At 58.2% G+C, this 13,712-nt stretch carries 17 protein-coding genes and 1 tRNA gene; 11 read left to right on the top strand and 7 right to left on the bottom strand.

Annotated elements, in window-relative coordinates:
• Window positions 1–36: 36 nt before the first annotated feature.
• Window positions 37–705: a hypothetical protein gene (locus ACIQWS_RS05305; protein ID WP_346306530.1), complete on the bottom strand. Its 669-nt coding sequence runs from the start codon at window positions 703–705 to the stop codon at window positions 37–39.
• An 803-nt stretch (window positions 706–1,508) separates the two neighbouring features.
• Here ACIQWS_RS05305 and ACIQWS_RS05300 point away from each other — a divergent pair.
• Complete coding sequence (locus ACIQWS_RS05300; protein ID WP_403171203.1) at window positions 1,509–2,180, top strand: class I SAM-dependent methyltransferase; 672 nt, start codon at window positions 1,509–1,511, stop codon at window positions 2,178–2,180.
• A 75-nt stretch (window positions 2,181–2,255) separates the two neighbouring features.
• Complete coding sequence (locus ACIQWS_RS05295) at window positions 2,256–2,525, top strand: hypothetical protein (RefSeq protein WP_403171198.1); 270 nt, start codon at window positions 2,256–2,258, stop codon at window positions 2,523–2,525.
• A 204-nt stretch (window positions 2,526–2,729) separates the two neighbouring features.
• On the opposite strand, the gene ACIQWS_RS05290 is transcribed toward ACIQWS_RS05295, so the two are convergent.
• A complete protein-coding gene (locus ACIQWS_RS05290; protein WP_403171192.1) occupies window positions 2,730–3,311 on the bottom strand; it encodes a hypothetical protein in 582 nt (193 codons plus the stop codon).
• Window positions 3,312–3,418: 107 nt separating this feature from the next.
• Here ACIQWS_RS05290 and ACIQWS_RS05285 point away from each other — a divergent pair.
• Window positions 3,419–3,510: transfer RNA gene (locus ACIQWS_RS05285), tRNA-Ser, on the top strand.
• A gap of 101 nt (window positions 3,511–3,611) precedes the next feature.
• Here the strand turns inward: ACIQWS_RS05285 and ACIQWS_RS05280 are convergent.
• The gene (locus ACIQWS_RS05280; RefSeq protein WP_403171189.1) at window positions 3,612–4,007 is read right to left on the bottom strand and encodes an ester cyclase; all 396 of its coding nucleotides are present in this window, start codon (window positions 4,005–4,007) and stop codon (window positions 3,612–3,614) included.
• 86 nt (window positions 4,008–4,093) lie between these two features.
• Here ACIQWS_RS05280 and ACIQWS_RS05275 point away from each other — a divergent pair, with 86 nt between their 5' ends.
• Window positions 4,094–4,537: a MarR family winged helix-turn-helix transcriptional regulator gene (locus ACIQWS_RS05275; RefSeq protein WP_403171185.1), complete on the top strand. Its 444-nt coding sequence runs from the start codon at window positions 4,094–4,096 to the stop codon at window positions 4,535–4,537.
• A gap of 54 nt (window positions 4,538–4,591) precedes the next feature.
• On the opposite strand, the gene ACIQWS_RS05270 is transcribed toward ACIQWS_RS05275, so the two are convergent.
• Together ACIQWS_RS05270 and ACIQWS_RS05265 are read right to left on the bottom strand one after the other, a co-directional pair.
• Window positions 4,592–4,939, bottom strand: a complete 348-nt coding sequence (locus ACIQWS_RS05270) for a hypothetical protein (RefSeq protein WP_346306536.1) — start codon at window positions 4,937–4,939, stop codon at window positions 4,592–4,594.
• Window positions 4,940–5,033: 94 nt separating this feature from the next.
• Window positions 5,034–5,417, bottom strand: a complete 384-nt coding sequence (locus tag ACIQWS_RS05265) for a VOC family protein (protein ID WP_403171181.1) — start codon at window positions 5,415–5,417, stop codon at window positions 5,034–5,036.
• Between the two features lie 208 nt (window positions 5,418–5,625).
• Here ACIQWS_RS05265 and ACIQWS_RS05260 point away from each other — a divergent pair, with 208 nt between their 5' ends.
• Window positions 5,626–5,961, top strand: a complete 336-nt coding sequence (locus ACIQWS_RS05260) for a zf-TFIIB domain-containing protein (RefSeq protein WP_403171177.1) — start codon at window positions 5,626–5,628, stop codon at window positions 5,959–5,961.
• A gap of 149 nt (window positions 5,962–6,110) precedes the next feature.
• Window positions 6,111–6,521, top strand: a complete 411-nt coding sequence (locus tag ACIQWS_RS05255; protein ID WP_403171172.1) for a YbaY family lipoprotein — start codon at window positions 6,111–6,113, stop codon at window positions 6,519–6,521.
• 18 nt (window positions 6,522–6,539) lie between these two features.
• Here ACIQWS_RS05255 and ACIQWS_RS05250 read toward each other — a convergent pair whose 3' ends face one another.
• Window positions 6,540–6,740: a hypothetical protein gene (locus ACIQWS_RS05250; protein WP_403171170.1), complete on the bottom strand. Its 201-nt coding sequence runs from the start codon at window positions 6,738–6,740 to the stop codon at window positions 6,540–6,542.
• A gap of 187 nt (window positions 6,741–6,927) precedes the next feature.
• Between ACIQWS_RS05250 and ACIQWS_RS05245 the strand changes: the two genes are divergently transcribed.
• Window positions 6,928–7,161 (top strand): multiprotein-bridging factor 1 family protein, encoded by a 234-nt coding sequence (locus tag ACIQWS_RS05245; protein WP_403171165.1) that lies wholly within the window; start codon window positions 6,928–6,930, stop codon window positions 7,159–7,161.
• A 191-nt stretch (window positions 7,162–7,352) separates the two neighbouring features.
• On the top strand, window positions 7,353–8,936 hold the full coding sequence (locus ACIQWS_RS05240; protein WP_403171162.1) for a DUF262 domain-containing protein: 1,584 nt from the start codon (window positions 7,353–7,355) through the stop codon (window positions 8,934–8,936).
• A gap of 34 nt (window positions 8,937–8,970) precedes the next feature.
• Here the strand turns inward: ACIQWS_RS05240 and ACIQWS_RS05235 are convergent, their stop codons facing one another.
• Complete coding sequence (locus tag ACIQWS_RS05235) at window positions 8,971–9,678, bottom strand: CerR family C-terminal domain-containing protein (RefSeq protein WP_403171160.1); 708 nt, start codon at window positions 9,676–9,678, stop codon at window positions 8,971–8,973.
• Window positions 9,679–9,768: 90 nt separating this feature from the next.
• Here ACIQWS_RS05235 and ACIQWS_RS05230 point away from each other — a divergent pair, with 90 nt between their 5' ends.
• Genes ACIQWS_RS05230 through ACIQWS_RS05220 form a run of 3 tightly spaced genes read left to right on the top strand, consistent with a single transcriptional unit; the run spans window position 9,769 to window position 13,708 of the window.
• Window positions 9,769–10,797, top strand: a complete 1,029-nt coding sequence (locus ACIQWS_RS05230) for an HlyD family efflux transporter periplasmic adaptor subunit (protein ID WP_403171156.1) — start codon at window positions 9,769–9,771, stop codon at window positions 10,795–10,797.
• On the top strand, window positions 10,794–12,566 hold the full coding sequence (locus tag ACIQWS_RS05225; RefSeq protein ID WP_403171152.1) for an ATP-binding cassette domain-containing protein: 1,773 nt from the start codon (window positions 10,794–10,796) through the stop codon (window positions 12,564–12,566). Before ACIQWS_RS05230 ends, ACIQWS_RS05225 begins: the two co-directional genes overlap by 4 nt.
• A complete protein-coding gene (locus tag ACIQWS_RS05220; protein WP_346306543.1) occupies window positions 12,563–13,708 on the top strand; it encodes an ABC transporter permease in 1,146 nt (381 codons plus the stop codon). Before ACIQWS_RS05225 ends, ACIQWS_RS05220 begins: the two co-directional genes overlap by 4 nt.
• Window positions 13,709–13,712: the final 4 nt, after the last annotated feature.

The raw sequence follows: 13,712 nt of genomic DNA, 5'->3' as shown, positions 1-13,712 counted from the left end.
TTCGCAGCCTGCACCGCGCCCGATCGGCAAACGGCCTCAGAAGCGATAACGGATACCGATCGTATTGGCGTTTGAACCTTCCCCCATATTGCCGAAGGTTTCGCCGGCACCTGAGCGGTGATGCAATTGCCACGTCACTTCAAGGTTAGGCGCGCCGCCCCAGCGAAATGAAAGTTCCGGCCCGAGAAAGCCAAGGAAGGAAGCATCGCCATTATAGCGCAGTTCGCGTTCCTTCTCGATCTGGGTCTCGCCGGTCACCGCGCTGAAGCCGGCCGTGAATGCCGGGGAGATCACGACATTGCCGATAACGAGGCCCTGGTGGCGCAGCCGGACGCCGGTCCAGATCTCGCCCGACGTGTCGTCGTCCTCACCGAACCGCAACGCGACACCGACGACGCCGCCAAGTTGAAATCCTGATCCGAGATTGTAGACATCGCGCCCATAGGTGACACCGACCAGATAGTTCTTGGTGTAGTCCACATTGAAAAGATGGATGGCGCTGCCCGCGGTATCGCGTGCGAATGGTCCGCCCAGCAGCGTGACATCATTGCGCGTCGGCGCCTCTCCGGGCTGCAGGAAAGGATCCGTGGTGGCAAAATATATGAAGGGATGGGCCTTGCTGGCGGCCATTGCCTGACCGGAAGAAAACCCGAGAACTGCCGCGCTGACCAGCGCTCCAACACCAACCGAACGCCAAGATTTCATCTCTGCCCTCATGGTTCCTGAATAAGACGAGTCTGGCGCACACGATACAAAAAACGCGGGAAGAAGAAACACAAAATTAAACATAGGCATTTTGTTCTTGAAAATGCGTGGGGCTTGAATGGTTTGGCAGTGTCTGCCACCCCGGAAAAAGCCTGGACCCCGCGCACGGCGCCGGGTCCAGGCCTTTTGACTCATCACTGTGATTCCCTCAGTTTCGCTTCAGGTTGGGATAATCTCCCCCTCAGCTTCTGATGGTATCAAGCGCACGTTGTCACCTTCGGGCAACGTGAGGCTCGGCAATTCATCCCCCGATGATCCCCCCCTGCCGGGCCTCATTTCCGGCTTTGCAACAGCGTCGGTCAAGTATACCCAACCTCGACATGTTCAAAATCACCGTGAATCAGCGCATATATTACGTCTCTCAAAAAAAATCACAAGACAAGAGGGCAAAACAAGATACAGGCAAGAATTGCGTTCCTGTGTCAGTAAAACTGCCAAGAAAAAATTATTCCACGCGTCCGATAATACATGGGCTGTGCTGCGCCGCACTTTACCCCTCAGGCATCGGAACGATGCGCAGGCACTGATGCAGCCAGTGGCTGGCTGTCAACGGACAAAGCGGTTTCCGCCGGCGCATCAACGGAGCGACGGTGCCGGCCCGCTGGCAGAATGGCTCCAGGTCTTGATTTCGCCATATCACGTAACATATAAAGTGCCATGAAATCTGCAAACCGGTTGTCGGGCGCAGTCCCTGTCCGGCGGATGTTCAAACCGATGCCATACCCGCGGGAGGCGCAAGCGCAATGACTCCATTTTCCGATCCGCAGGCCGTGGCGCGCTATGCCGACGGACCGACCCGTTTCGTGCCCGGCTTTGATGCCATGCAGCGCATGACCACGCTTCTGCTGGCCGAACGTGCCCCTGACGATGCCCGGGTGCTGGTTCTTGGCGCTGGCGGCGGGCTGGAATTGAAGATGTTTGCGCAGGCCCATCCGGGCTGGATCTTCGACGGCATCGATCCGTCCGCCGAGATGCTCCATCTGGCCGAACGGACGCTGGGGCCGCTGGCCGCACGGGCGCGGCTGCAGCAGGGCTATATCGGCGATGCGCCTGACGGCCCCTACGATGCGGCGACGTGCCTGCTGACCCAGCATTTCATGGATATGGATGAGCGGCAGCGTACGGCAACCGAAGTCAGGCGCCGCCTCAAGCCCGGCGCGCCGTTCGTCACCGCCCATCTCAGTTTCCCGCAAGGCGACGGCGCGCGTGCAACATGGCTATCGCGCTACGCCGCCTTTGCGGTCGCGGCCGGGCTTGATCCTGAAAAGGCAGCGAGCATGCAGCAGGCTGTCGACACAAAAACCCACATTCTTGCGCCCGAGCAGGACGAAGCAATCCTGATCGAGGCGGGTTTTGCGCGCGTCGAGCTGTTTTATGCGGCTTTCAGCTTTCGGGGCTGGGTCGCCTATGCATGATGCGTATCGCGCATGGCGTGCCATTCCCGGATCGGATAGGCTGTACCGGGATGCGGGAGAACAAAGGGCAACCAGATGAAGTACCTGATTATTGCTGCGTGTATCGTGCTTGTCGCGGGAGGTGCCTTTTATGCGGCAACATACAATGCCGCACACAGGGAGCAGAAAGAACAAACGCAGCCAATGCGGGATGCCGAGAACGCATTTTATGACGCCGCCGGAGCAAAAGTGGGAGAAACCGAGAAGGTTCGCACCGTCTGCGAGAATTTTGCACGTGACCCGGCAATGAACGCCGAGCCGGTGAAAAGCTTTCTCAGCAAGTGCCGGCAGTTTGGTTTTCTGTAAAAACCTTCCAGACCCTCTTGCCGCCCCCCTGCTCGCGAAAGCTCGCCGCGTGTCTTCTAAGGTCCCATCCGCATGGAAGGAATGTTTGAGTGTATGAGAAAAACTTTGACGGCGTCCCGGACCCAGAACATAAATGAGTGACGGTTAAATTCTCAATGAAGATCAACAGGAACTGGAAACGCTATATTGAGAATTCTACTCTTCCTAACTCTTCTCTTGCTGGCTGGTTGTGATGACCGCCCTGCCGGGTGGTCTGCCATTGTTTACCCGGATCGAACCGACCGAACAAAATTCGTCGTAACGCCGCATTTCACGTCCGTGTCGTACTGCCTGGATTCTGCGAAAGAGAAGATGAACGAAATCCAGGTCAATGGCCGCGGCGATTATCAGTGCGGCTATAATTGCGAGGAATACGGAGATCCTCATAGGAAGAATATCTGCGAGAAATACAGCAAGTAGGTCGCGGTCCTGTCTGGTTACGAGATCGCTGAGCCGCTTTAGACGGCCGATCTTGCCAGCATCAGTGATCGACATCCGCGTCTCGTGTTTGGGTATGCCAGCAGGCATTCGATTGCGAAGCCGCTTAACAAAGCCATCAAGGATTCGGGCCGCCAAAACTGACCAGCCACCAATTCGGGCGGCTCCAAAAGCCGGGGGCTGCTGCTCGACACCTATATCCACGGCGATGCCGACCGGGAGGTGGCAAACCGGGTGGTTTCGGGCAAAACCCGCAAGAACAAACGGTGATTTGCTTGCGCCAATTTTGTGCCGTTTGTGTCTGACCATGACCGCTTCGTTCCGTTTTCCACGGCTCGGAACTGCAAAATAGAAAAATCAGAAAACTTACACAAAGGCCTTGCCAACAAAGGGTTTCCTCTTTAGTCAGCGTCCTTGGAGAGGTGGCCGAGTGGTCGAAGGCGCTCCCCTGCTAAGGGAGTAGGCCCGTTAAACGGTCTCGAGGGTTCGAATCCCTTCCTCTCCGCCATTTTCCACCCTTGCCCTCCAAGACCATTATCCCGCAGTGCAGATGCTCGGACACCGCCGGTTACCGTGCACGTCTTGGTCTGTCTGGCACGCCCCTTTCCGTCAGAGCGTTACCGCCCCGATCTGCTGCAGGACACCCAGGCGGTCGACCTGCAGCCATGCCCGGATCAGCTTGCCATCCTGCGCCTGATAGATGGCGATTCCCTGCTGAACCGCAGTCTTGCCGGTGGGCGCGATACCCGACAGCGGTCCCAGATGCGCCGCCTCGAAGCGCCAGCGCACGCAGACCCTGTCTCCCGCCGCAAACAGGTCTTCCAGCTCAAACCGCAGGCCGGGAAACGCCGTGATCATCCGTTCGACGGTCTGCCGGAAGCCTTGCGGCCCCTGCTCGCCGCCGGCGCCGACGAAACCCTCCGACAGATACTCCGGAAGCCGCTCGAGCAGGCGCGGATTGAGACAATCCTCATACAGGCCTTTGACAAGTTCAGGCGGGGTCATGCTATACCTCAAGTTGACAATGTGCTGTCAATTTTGCATTTTGACAACATGCTGTCAATATGTCGCTGGAAATTCGGGAGATCAGCATGCGCACCCCTCAGGGCGAAGAATTGAGCCGGCTCGTCTGGGACATCCTGCAAACCGCCGGCCGCCTGACCGAGGCCGGCAACCGGCTGAGCGCGCCGTTCGGATTGACCGCCGCTCGCTGGCAGGTCATGGGCGCGATTGTTCAGGAGGCCGCAACCGTGGCGGATGTCGCCCGCCACCTCGCCCAGACACGCCAGAGCGTGCAGCGGCTGGCCGATGAGCTGGTGCATGACGGGCTTGCGGCCTACGGCTCGAACCCGCGGCACCGCCGCGCCAGCCTGCTCAGCCCGACGTCTGAGGGGGCTGCGTCCTATGCGGCGCTGATGCAGCGCCAGGCCGAATGGGTGAATGCGCTGTCCGCCGGGATGCGGCTTGAGGATATCGCCGCGTCGAGGGATCTGCTGGCCACTCTCGGTGCGGCACTGGAGAGCAGCCGGTCATAGAAAAAGGCGGCTCTCGCGAGCCGCCCTTTCTGCCTTCAAGCGTTCTGATGGGAATCAGAGACGGAAAACACCCAGCGGATACCAGTAGCCATCGCTGTGACGGCGATAGCCGCGGCGATGTTCACGGTAGCCGCGATGATTCTTCCAGTATCCCGGACGATAATCGCGGTTGTTGTAGTGCGGGCGGCGTCGATCGTCACGGCGATCCCAGCGACGGTCATCGCGGCGATCCCAACGGCGATTGTCGTGGCGGCGCCGCTCAACGTACTGCACCTGCTCGACATTGGATACGACCGGCGCCTTCTGGGCCGATACCGGTGCCGCATTCGAAGAAACGACCGAGGTCAATCCAACGAGAACCGCCAGCAAGCCGGCGGTAAACAGCGAAACAAGATTTTTCATTAGTCACTCCTATCGATTCATACCGGGGATAGGTGCGCCTTCAAGGATGAACAGAGTATGAACGGTATTGCGTTCGCCTCGCCCGCAGCGCGCCTTATCCGGATATCGCCGCAGGCCGGGGACCCCGCAAACCGATGCAGTTGCCCCAGGGATCGCGCACCTGACACATGGCAAGACCATCCTGTATCGCCAGCGGCCCGCGATAGAGCGTGGCGCCCAGTTTTTCCACATGCGCCAGAGCCGCGTCAAAATCGTCCACGGCCCAATAGACGACGGAGCCGAAGGGCCCGGAGCCCACTTGCGCGTCCGCAGGCACGATTTCAAGGCAGACGCAGCCGAGCTGCAAAAACTCGAAATCAAATTCGTCGAGCCGCGTGCGGACAGCCTCAGGAAAAGCGCGCTGATACCATGCGAGCCCCGCTTCGACGTCGCCGACATGAACCAGAACCGCGGCAATGGGGCTTGAGACGGTTTGCATGGATGACGGATCTTCCGTGTGATTTGCATGCGGGAAATAGCCGAGGACAGCTATACTGGCAATGCCGGACACTGCCGCTTCAGCGTTGTAGCCCCCCAAAAGACCTCACGACAATGTGAGACATTCCCGCTTGCTCCTCTAGTGACTAGAGATACTACACCGGTTGCCACAGTAAGCACTGTCCCAATGCACAACAATGGAGACCAGAATGGCAAATGTTCCGAACATTGGTAGCCCGGTGAAAGCCCAGGGGCTTGTCTGCCCCGCCTGCGGGATCAGCCTGCTGATGGGCGACCGCCAGGGTGTTGCAGTCGATTTCTGCCCGCAGTGCCGGGGTGTCTGGCTCGAACGCGGCAAGCTGGACGACATCATTGAGCGCAATGCGCGCTACGAACCGCGCGGCACCCAGCAGGTTATTCCGCCGGCACAACCGGCGCCATGCCCGGATTCCGATGCGTCGCACGGCTATCGCGACGGCGGCCACGGTTCGCATGGCGGACGCCGCGGCAAGCACGGCTCCCTGCTCGGCCGCCTCTTCGACTGACGCAGCGTTCTGCGGGCGTGCCGCTTTCCCGCGGATATGACGGCCATGGGATTTGGTTATCCGGGCAGCTTGGGTTAAGTCTTGAGGATGGCTTCAAGCACCCGGCTGCCGCTCCAGGGCCAAACGCTTTTTCATGAAAGGAATGTTCATTGACACCCGTCACATCAAAATTTGCGGTCGCCGCTTTGGCTGTTCTGAGCGTTGCAGCAGCCACGCCCGCATGGTCGGCCTGCCGCTTCAACACCACCGTCATTGTCGAGGGGCCGTCCAAGGCGCGCCTGCCGGCGGGATCGCAGCTTAGCCTGACGATTTACGACGGCAATCTTGCCGACGCCCCGATGTCGATGACTGCCGTCGCCACGGTTGAAAAACGCGTTTCCGGCCAGCGTTTCCCGCTTCGGGTACCGGTCAGCGTGCGCAGCGACAAGAATTGTCCGGTCTGGCCTTCGCTTTCCGCCCGTATCGACCAGCGCGGCAAGCTGGCTTTTCTCAACGATACCCAGACCCGCGTTCACAAGGGCAAGCGCACCCCTGTCAAGCTGATCGCCGTCAGCCGGTAAAATCGCGCGTTGCACCGGTCACGGCTGTTTGCAGGCCGTGGCCAGCAGCGCATTGATTGTTGCGATGCGCTCGTCGGCGATGTCGCAGACGTATTGAATTGCCGATTGCTGCCGCTCATTGCCGATATCGGCGGCGGCCATGAACAGCACTTCGATCAGATACTTCACTTCAGTCAAACAATTTTGAGCATCAATGATTTCGCTTGATTCATGGCTCATGATAGGGCCTCGACGGGATTGGCGATTCCTTGCTAGCCGTGCATATGTTTCACACGGCAAAATCAATAATGTTTTATAATGATCAATCTCTTTTAAATGTAAGCATATCAACTACGATAGAATAATTATCAATTGCAACCCAGTCAAGTCTAATTGATATAAAAACACCTAAAGATTATAAAAAATTATGATTACACCAGCACAGATACGCGGGGCGCGAGCAATGTTGGGGCTAACACAAGCAGAGCTTGCAAAGTTAGCCGGCCTTTCTACGACTGGCCTCAATAATATTGAGCGGGGCTTAGCCGATCCCAAGGCCTCAACATTGCGTGCCATCCAATTAGCGCTCGAGAAAAAATCAATTGTTTTTGTCAGCGATGGACAAAACGTTGATGGCGGTCCCGGCATTAGATTCAAATAGCTGATGTCTCGAAAATACATAAATTTTATTTCGGCCCAATTCAGCCAGATACATCTAAGCACGAGCACTCTGAAACCAGTATCAAACCGCTTGAATTGTGGATTTCTTTTTGAAAATACCTTGATCAACAATGATTTGCCGAAGGAAAGCTTTCAGTTAAGAATAGTTATGCCTTTGGAGGAATCAGAAACATGTCTGCGACGACTAACATTGTAAATCTTGATGCTTTAATAAAGCGAGCCGATCTGGCTGCACCTGGTGAACAAGGCGAAGATATTTCGTCGCTCTCGGTATTAGGACTTGAACCCAAAGGTATGTTGTTTCCCGCTCTACGAAAGCCTGACTTTCAAAGAGAAACGGCAAATTGGACGCCCGAACAGGTAGCCGACCTGATTATTACCTTCGCTCGAAGAGATTTGATACCCGCGGTTATTCTTTGGAGAGCGGGACAAGACGTTTTTGTCATCGATGGAGCACATCGGTTAAGTGCTCTGGTTGCCTGGGTTCATGATGACTACGGCGACCGAGAAATATCACAGCGGCATTTCCAGAATCTAATACCCGACGATCAAAAGCGCGCCGCGTTCAGAACGCGAGAACTAGTAAACATGGCGATTGGGTCATTTCAAGATCACAAGATCGCCATAGACCATCCACTTAATGCCCGCAAAGACGTTGCGGAAAGAGCGGCCAGAATTGCTTGGCAAGAAATACCAGCGCAATGGATTAGAAATGCGGATCACGACAAGGCAGAAAAAGCGTTCTTTCGAATAAATCAAGGTGGAACAAAGATTGATTCGACGGAGCGTCGGATTCTTGCGGCGCGACATTCCGCTACGGCATTCGCTGCTCGTTCAATTCTTAGGGCTGGCACCGGGCACAATTACTGGAAAAAATTTAGCGCAGAAACCGCCAAGAATATTGAGGCACTTGGTGGTGAAATCTATGATCTGTTGTTCAAACCAGTTATTCAGCTCCCCATCAAGACTTTGGATGTCCCCCTCGCCGGCCACGGCTACGGGCCGCGTACATTGCCATTTGTCTTTGATTTGGTAAACATAATTAATAAAGTTCAGGTTAAAGACTCCAGTTACAAGAAATTAGAGACGGGTGACAATCTTGGAATAGACGAAGATGGCTCCCAAACTATCAAATATCTACTAACTGTTAAATCAATGCTGCTTCGCATTTGCTCCACTGACCCGTCGTCTCTTGGAATCCATCCCGGTTTGTATTTTTATACAAAAGGCGGCACGTTTCAATCTGCGTCACTTCTCAGTTACGTAGCATTGTTTCTCGACTGGACAACCGATGATTTTAGAAAATTTTCGAAAGTAAGATCTCGATTTGAAGAATTCATCTTGAATAACAAGGGCGTTACCGAAGCAATAAGTAAGCTAGGGAGTGGCGCAAGAAGCAGACCAAGGGTCACGTCTTTATATCGAAAAATTATCGAATATCTCAATGAAGATAAATCTCAGAAGGAAATTGCTGAAGAGTTATCCAAAGACTCAGACTTTGATTTCTTCGTTGCCCATCAAACTGTTACAGATCTCTTCAGTAGCATTGAAAGTGCCTTCTCAAGAGATGTAAAAGGGGCTGCATATCTTCGGGATGCCTTGCCTTCGGCACCCCGTTGTCCAAGCTGTGGAGGAGCTATGCATCGGAACGGCATGCAAATAGGCCATAAAAATGCTCGCCGGGATGGAGGCACAGGAGAACTCGCAAACGCAATGATGCAGCATCCGTTCTGCAACAGCACGATGGCAAACTGACCCCCAGCAAGATATCCAAAGTGCAATCGAAACACTAAATTGCAGCGGTAATCCCGCCCCCGGCTTCCCGCTTCAACTCCGCCGCTGTCGCCTCCAATCCCGCCAGGGCAAAGCGCTGGAAATGGGCGATAATGGCTTCCTGCGCACCGGGCGCCGGTGCGAAGAGATCGGGCAGAACCTGCGACAGCAATTGGCGGTTGCCGAGCAGCAGCATGGCAAAGGGCGAGACCATATTGAGCAAACACCGCCCCACCGCCGGATGGTCGGCGGGCACCCCCAGAATATCGGCAACGAGCCCGGTTACCACCTGTTTCTTCGGCAGCACCTCCTGATTCAACAGCACAGGAAAGGCCTGGGATGGCGCGAGAATCTCGCGGCTCAATACCCGCAGCACCCATGTGGATGAAGCCGGGGCGATGATTGCCGCGGCAATCAGTCCGATGAGGATTTTCAGCTTGTCGATGGAAGCCCCCGGTCCCTGCGCCAGCGCCACCAGCCGGTCATAGGTCAGCAGCCGCCGGTGCGCCTCGACCAGCACCGCGGCATAGAGCCCTTCAATACCGCCATAATAATAATTCACCGCGGCCGAATTGCTCCCGGCCCGCTCGGCGATCTCCTTGCCCGTGGCGCGGTCAAAGCCCTTCTCGGCAAAGATTTCGCCTGCCGCTTCCAGAATCTGGGCCTTGGTCGAAGCGCCGTCCTCGCGCCGTCCGGGAAGTTTTCGAGGTGTTTTGCGTATCATGCCCGTACAGTAACCCAGATTTGAAAGGATTAAAAGTTCAAATTGAAATTCAAATTTGACATAATGCGCATACGGCCTGTATGATGGCGCATGAGCAAAATTCTTCGCATTCTCATTCCGCTGATCCTCATCGCCGCCCTTGCCGGCGGAGCCTGGTGGTACTATCGCCCGTCATCGGCGAACGATGCGCTGACGCTGTATGGCAATGTCGATCTGCGGCAGGCATCGCTTGCCTTCAACGGGTCGGAGCGGATTGCCGAGGTGCTGGCGGAAGAAGGCGATGTGGTGGGCAAGGGCCAGGTGCTGGCGCGGCTCGATACCAGCCGCCTCGCCCCGCAGGTGCAGCAGGCGGAGGCAACCGTCGCCGCCCAGCAGGCCGCCCTGCTCCAGCTGAAAAACGGCAGCCGGCCTGAGGAAATCGCCCAGGCGCGCGCCAATCTGGTGTCGGCACAGGCCGACGCGCTGAACGCCAAGGCGCAATTCGAGCGCCAAAGCGTGCTGACCGCCAATGCCACCTCCAGCAAGCAGGACCTTGATACGGCGCGCGCGGCGGCAGCGGTTGCCGATGCCAAGGTGGACGTGGCGCAAAGTGCGCTGGCGCTTGCCATCGCCGGGCCGCGTGTTGAGGAAATCAGCCAGAGCGAAGCGCAGTTGCGCGGCAGCGAGGCGCAACTGGCGCTCATGCGCCAGCAGCTTGCCGATGCACAGCTTTTTGCGCCGTTTGATGGCGTCGTGCGCTCACGGCTGATGGAACCGGGCGAAATTGCAGCGCCCAGCAAGCCGGTGTTTTCGCTGGCAACGCGCGGCACGAAATGGGTGCGCGCCTATGTCTCCGAAACCAATCTCGGCCATCTGCGCCCCGGCATGCGGGCCAGGATCACCACGGACAGTTTTCCCGATCAGCCGCTGGACGGCTGGGTCGGCTTTATCTCGCCGGTAGCGGAGTTCACCCCGAAAACCGTGGAGACGACGGACCTGCGCACCAGCCTCGTCTATGAGGTGCGTGTCTTTGTCGAGGACCAGAAGGATGTGCTGCGGCTCGGCATGCCGGCAACCGTCACGTTGCAGCCGGATGCCGCGCCGCACGCGATTGCGCCAATGGCGGACACAAAACCATGACCGCCGCCGCGCCAGCCTCCCCCGTCACGGCGCGGTCCATCCACAAGACGTTCCACCGCGATACCGGCGAAACGGTCAAGGCGCTCGACGATGTCTCGTTTGAGGCGCGCCACGGGACGGTGACCGCCCTTGTCGGGCCCGACGGCGCCGGCAAGACGACGATCCTGCGGCTGATAGCCGGGCTGATGGCGGCTGAGAGCGGCGAACTCAAGGTGCTCGGCATCGATGTCGCGGCCGATCCGCAGGCGGTGCAGAACCGCATCGGCTACATGCCGCAGAAATTCGGTCTTTATGAGGATCTGAGCGTCCAGCAAAATCTCGATCTTTATGCGGACCTGCATGGCATCACCCCGGACCAGCGTCGCGAGATTTATCCGCGGCTGATGGACATGACCAATCTTGGCCGCTTCACCGAACGGCTGGCGGGAAAACTGTCCGGCGGCATGAAGCAGAAGCTCGGTCTTGCCTGCACGCTGGTGCGCTCGCCGGAATTGCTGCTGCTCGATGAGCCGACCGTCGGCGTCGATCCGCTGTCGCGGCGGGAATTGTGGCAGATCGTGCTGAAACTTGTGCGCGAAGACGGCCTGACGGTCGTCGTCAGCACCTCCTATCTCGACGAGGCCGAGTTCTGCGACCATGCGGTCGTCATGCATCTGGGCAAGGTGCTGGCGCAAGGCAAGCCCGACGAAATCACCGCCCGCGCGAAAGGCAATGTGTTCATCGCCGCGCCGCAGGACGGCATGAATGCCCGCTCGCTGCAGGCGCGGCTGTTCCGTCATGACGGCGTGGTGGATGCGGTGCCCGAAGCAGGCAAGGTGCGCATCGTCCGGCAACCGGGTTTCAACGGCAAACTCAGCGTCGACGGCCGGCCGGTGGCGCTCACCGCAACGCCGCCGCGTTTCGAGGACGGCTTCATGGTGCTGTTCAGCGCCGTGGCGGGCGAAGGCCATTCCAGCAGCCTGGAGCTGCAGCGCGCGGCAGACGCGGCACGCAAGGATGAGATTTCCGTGGAGGTGCATGACCTCGTGCGCATGTTCGGGGATTTCGCCGCGGTGAACCATGTCAGTTTCCAGGTGAAGCGCGGCGAGATTTATGGGCTGCTCGGCCCGAACGGCGCGGGCAAGAGCACCACATTCCGCATGCTGTGCGGGCTGATTCCCGCAACCAGCGGAACATTGCGGGTTGCTGGTGCGGATTTGCGCACGGCGCGCGCGGAGGCGCGGCAGAATCTGGGCTATGTCGCGCAGAAATTCTCGCTCTATGGCGACCTCTCGGTGGACGAAAACCTGGATTTCTTCGCCAGCGCCTATGGCCTGCGCGGCGCGAAAAAGCGCGAACGCATCGACTGGTCGAAGCAGCAGTTTGAACTCGGTGAACTGGCAACGCTGCCAAGCGGCCAGTTGCCCGGCGGGTTCAAGCAGCGCCTGGCCATGGCCGCCGCGCTGTTGCACGAACCGGATATCCTGTTCCTCGACGAGGCGACGAGCGGCGCCGATCCCCTCGCCCGGCGCGAATTCTGGGGGCGCATCACCGCACTGTCGGAACAGGGCGTAACGGTCATCGTCACCACGCATTTCATGGAGGAAGCGGAATATTGCGACCGGATCATGATCATGGATGCCGGGCGCAATCTCGCCGAGGGAACGCCCGCCGACATCCGTGGCCATGCCAAGCCGCAGGACGGGCGCGAGCCGAACATGGAGGATGCGTTCATCGCCATTGTCGAGGAATCGCGCAGCGCCGCCGAAACAAGGGGCAAGGCCGCATGAGCACACCCGTCCCGATCCAGCATCATGGCAGCCTGCGGCGCATACTGGCGCTGGTGCGCAAGGAATCCTGGCAGGTGATCCGCGATCCCAGCAGCATCGCCGTCGGCATCGTCATGCCGATGATGCTGCTGATCCTGTTCGGCTACGGCCTGTCGTTCGATCTGAAGAACCTGCCGGTCGCCCTCGTGATGGAAGAGAATTCCGCCGAAGCGCGCGGCGCGGTGTCGGGTTTCGAGCTTTCGGACTATTTCCAGACCCATCCGGTCAAGACCATGGCGGAGGCCGAGCGGCTGCTCAAGGACAAGACCGTCAGCGGCATCGTGCGCATTCCGCCGCAATTTGCCCGAAACGTTGCGCTGGGCAATGGCGATATCCAGATCGTCGTCAACGGCACCGATGCCAATACGGCGCGCATTTCGCTGGCCTATGCGCAAGGCGCCGTTGCCACGTGGCTGGCGCGGCAGGCGGCCGAAGGCAGGATCACAAGCAATGGCGCTTCCGTGGAAATACAGACGCGGCTCTGGTTCAACGAGGCCAATGAGAGCAGCTATTTCCTCGTGCCGGGGCTGATCGTGCTGGTCATGACGCTGATCGGCGCGCTCCTGACCGCGCTCGTCATGGCGCGGGAATGGGAGCGCGGCACATTCGAGGCGCTGTTCGTCACGCCGGTGCGGCCGGTTGAAATCCTGCTCGGCAAGATCATTCCCTATTTCGTTCTCGGCATGCTCGGGCTGGCATTGTCCGTGGTCGGCAGCCAGATCCTGTTCCATGTGCCGCTGCGTGGCTCGCTGTGGATACTCGTCATCGTCTCGATGCTCTATCTGATCGTGGCGCTCGGCATCGGCCTGCTGATTTCATCGGTCACCAAGAGCCAGTTCGTTGCCAGTCAGGTCACCCTCGTCGTCACCTTCCTGCCCGCAATGATGCTGTCCGGCTTCATGTTCGACATCCGCAGCATGCCGCTCGTCATCCAGTTCATCACCTATATTTTCCCCGGCCGCTATTTCGTCAGCGTGCTGCAGACCCTGTTTCTCGCCGGCGATATCTGGGGGGTGATCCTGCCCAATGCCGCAGTGCTCGCGGTGATGGCAACGGTGCTGATGGCCGCTTCCGTGCGGGCAACGCGCAAGAAACTCGGGTGAGGCC

Source organism: Phyllobacterium sp. NPDC097923 (assembly GCF_044760925.1).
GTDB classification, from domain to species: Bacteria; Pseudomonadota; Alphaproteobacteria; order Rhizobiales; family Rhizobiaceae; genus Phyllobacterium; species Phyllobacterium calauticae.
Note: the sequence above shows the minus strand (reverse complement) of the source record. Positions and strands in the feature narration are given on the sequence as shown.

Bases quoted from the DNA above. Each gene is read 5' to 3' on its own strand.
- ACIQWS_RS05305 (WP_346306530.1), bottom strand. From the start codon at position 705: ATGAAATCTTGGCGTTCGGTTGGTGTTGGAGCGCTGGTCAGCGCGGCA.
- ACIQWS_RS05300 (WP_403171203.1), top strand. From the start codon at position 1,509: ATGACTCCATTTTCCGATCCGCAGGCCGTGGCGCGCTATGCCGACGGA.
- ACIQWS_RS05295 (WP_403171198.1), top strand. From the start codon at position 2,256: ATGAAGTACCTGATTATTGCTGCGTGTATCGTGCTTGTCGCGGGAGGT.
- ACIQWS_RS05290 (WP_403171192.1), bottom strand. From the start codon at position 3,311: ATGGTCAGACACAAACGGCACAAAATTGGCGCAAGCAAATCACCGTTT.
- ACIQWS_RS05280 (WP_403171189.1), bottom strand. From the start codon at position 4,007: ATGACCCCGCCTGAACTTGTCAAAGGCCTGTATGAGGATTGTCTCAAT.
- ACIQWS_RS05275 (WP_403171185.1), top strand. From the start codon at position 4,094: ATGCGCACCCCTCAGGGCGAAGAATTGAGCCGGCTCGTCTGGGACATC.
- ACIQWS_RS05270 (WP_346306536.1), bottom strand. From the start codon at position 4,939: ATGAAAAATCTTGTTTCGCTGTTTACCGCCGGCTTGCTGGCGGTTCTC.
- ACIQWS_RS05265 (WP_403171181.1), bottom strand. From the start codon at position 5,417: ATGCAAACCGTCTCAAGCCCCATTGCCGCGGTTCTGGTTCATGTCGGC.
- ACIQWS_RS05260 (WP_403171177.1), top strand. From the start codon at position 5,626: ATGGCAAATGTTCCGAACATTGGTAGCCCGGTGAAAGCCCAGGGGCTT.
- ACIQWS_RS05250 (WP_403171170.1), bottom strand. From the start codon at position 6,740: ATGAGCCATGAATCAAGCGAAATCATTGATGCTCAAAATTGTTTGACT.
- ACIQWS_RS05245 (WP_403171165.1), top strand. From the start codon at position 6,928: ATGATTACACCAGCACAGATACGCGGGGCGCGAGCAATGTTGGGGCTA.
- ACIQWS_RS05240 (WP_403171162.1), top strand. From the start codon at position 7,353: ATGTCTGCGACGACTAACATTGTAAATCTTGATGCTTTAATAAAGCGA.
- ACIQWS_RS05235 (WP_403171160.1), bottom strand. From the start codon at position 9,678: ATGATACGCAAAACACCTCGAAAACTTCCCGGACGGCGCGAGGACGGC.
- ACIQWS_RS05230 (WP_403171156.1), top strand. From the start codon at position 9,769: ATGAGCAAAATTCTTCGCATTCTCATTCCGCTGATCCTCATCGCCGCC.
- ACIQWS_RS05225 (WP_403171152.1), top strand. From the start codon at position 10,794: ATGACCGCCGCCGCGCCAGCCTCCCCCGTCACGGCGCGGTCCATCCAC.
- ACIQWS_RS05220 (WP_346306543.1), top strand. From the start codon at position 12,563: ATGAGCACACCCGTCCCGATCCAGCATCATGGCAGCCTGCGGCGCATA.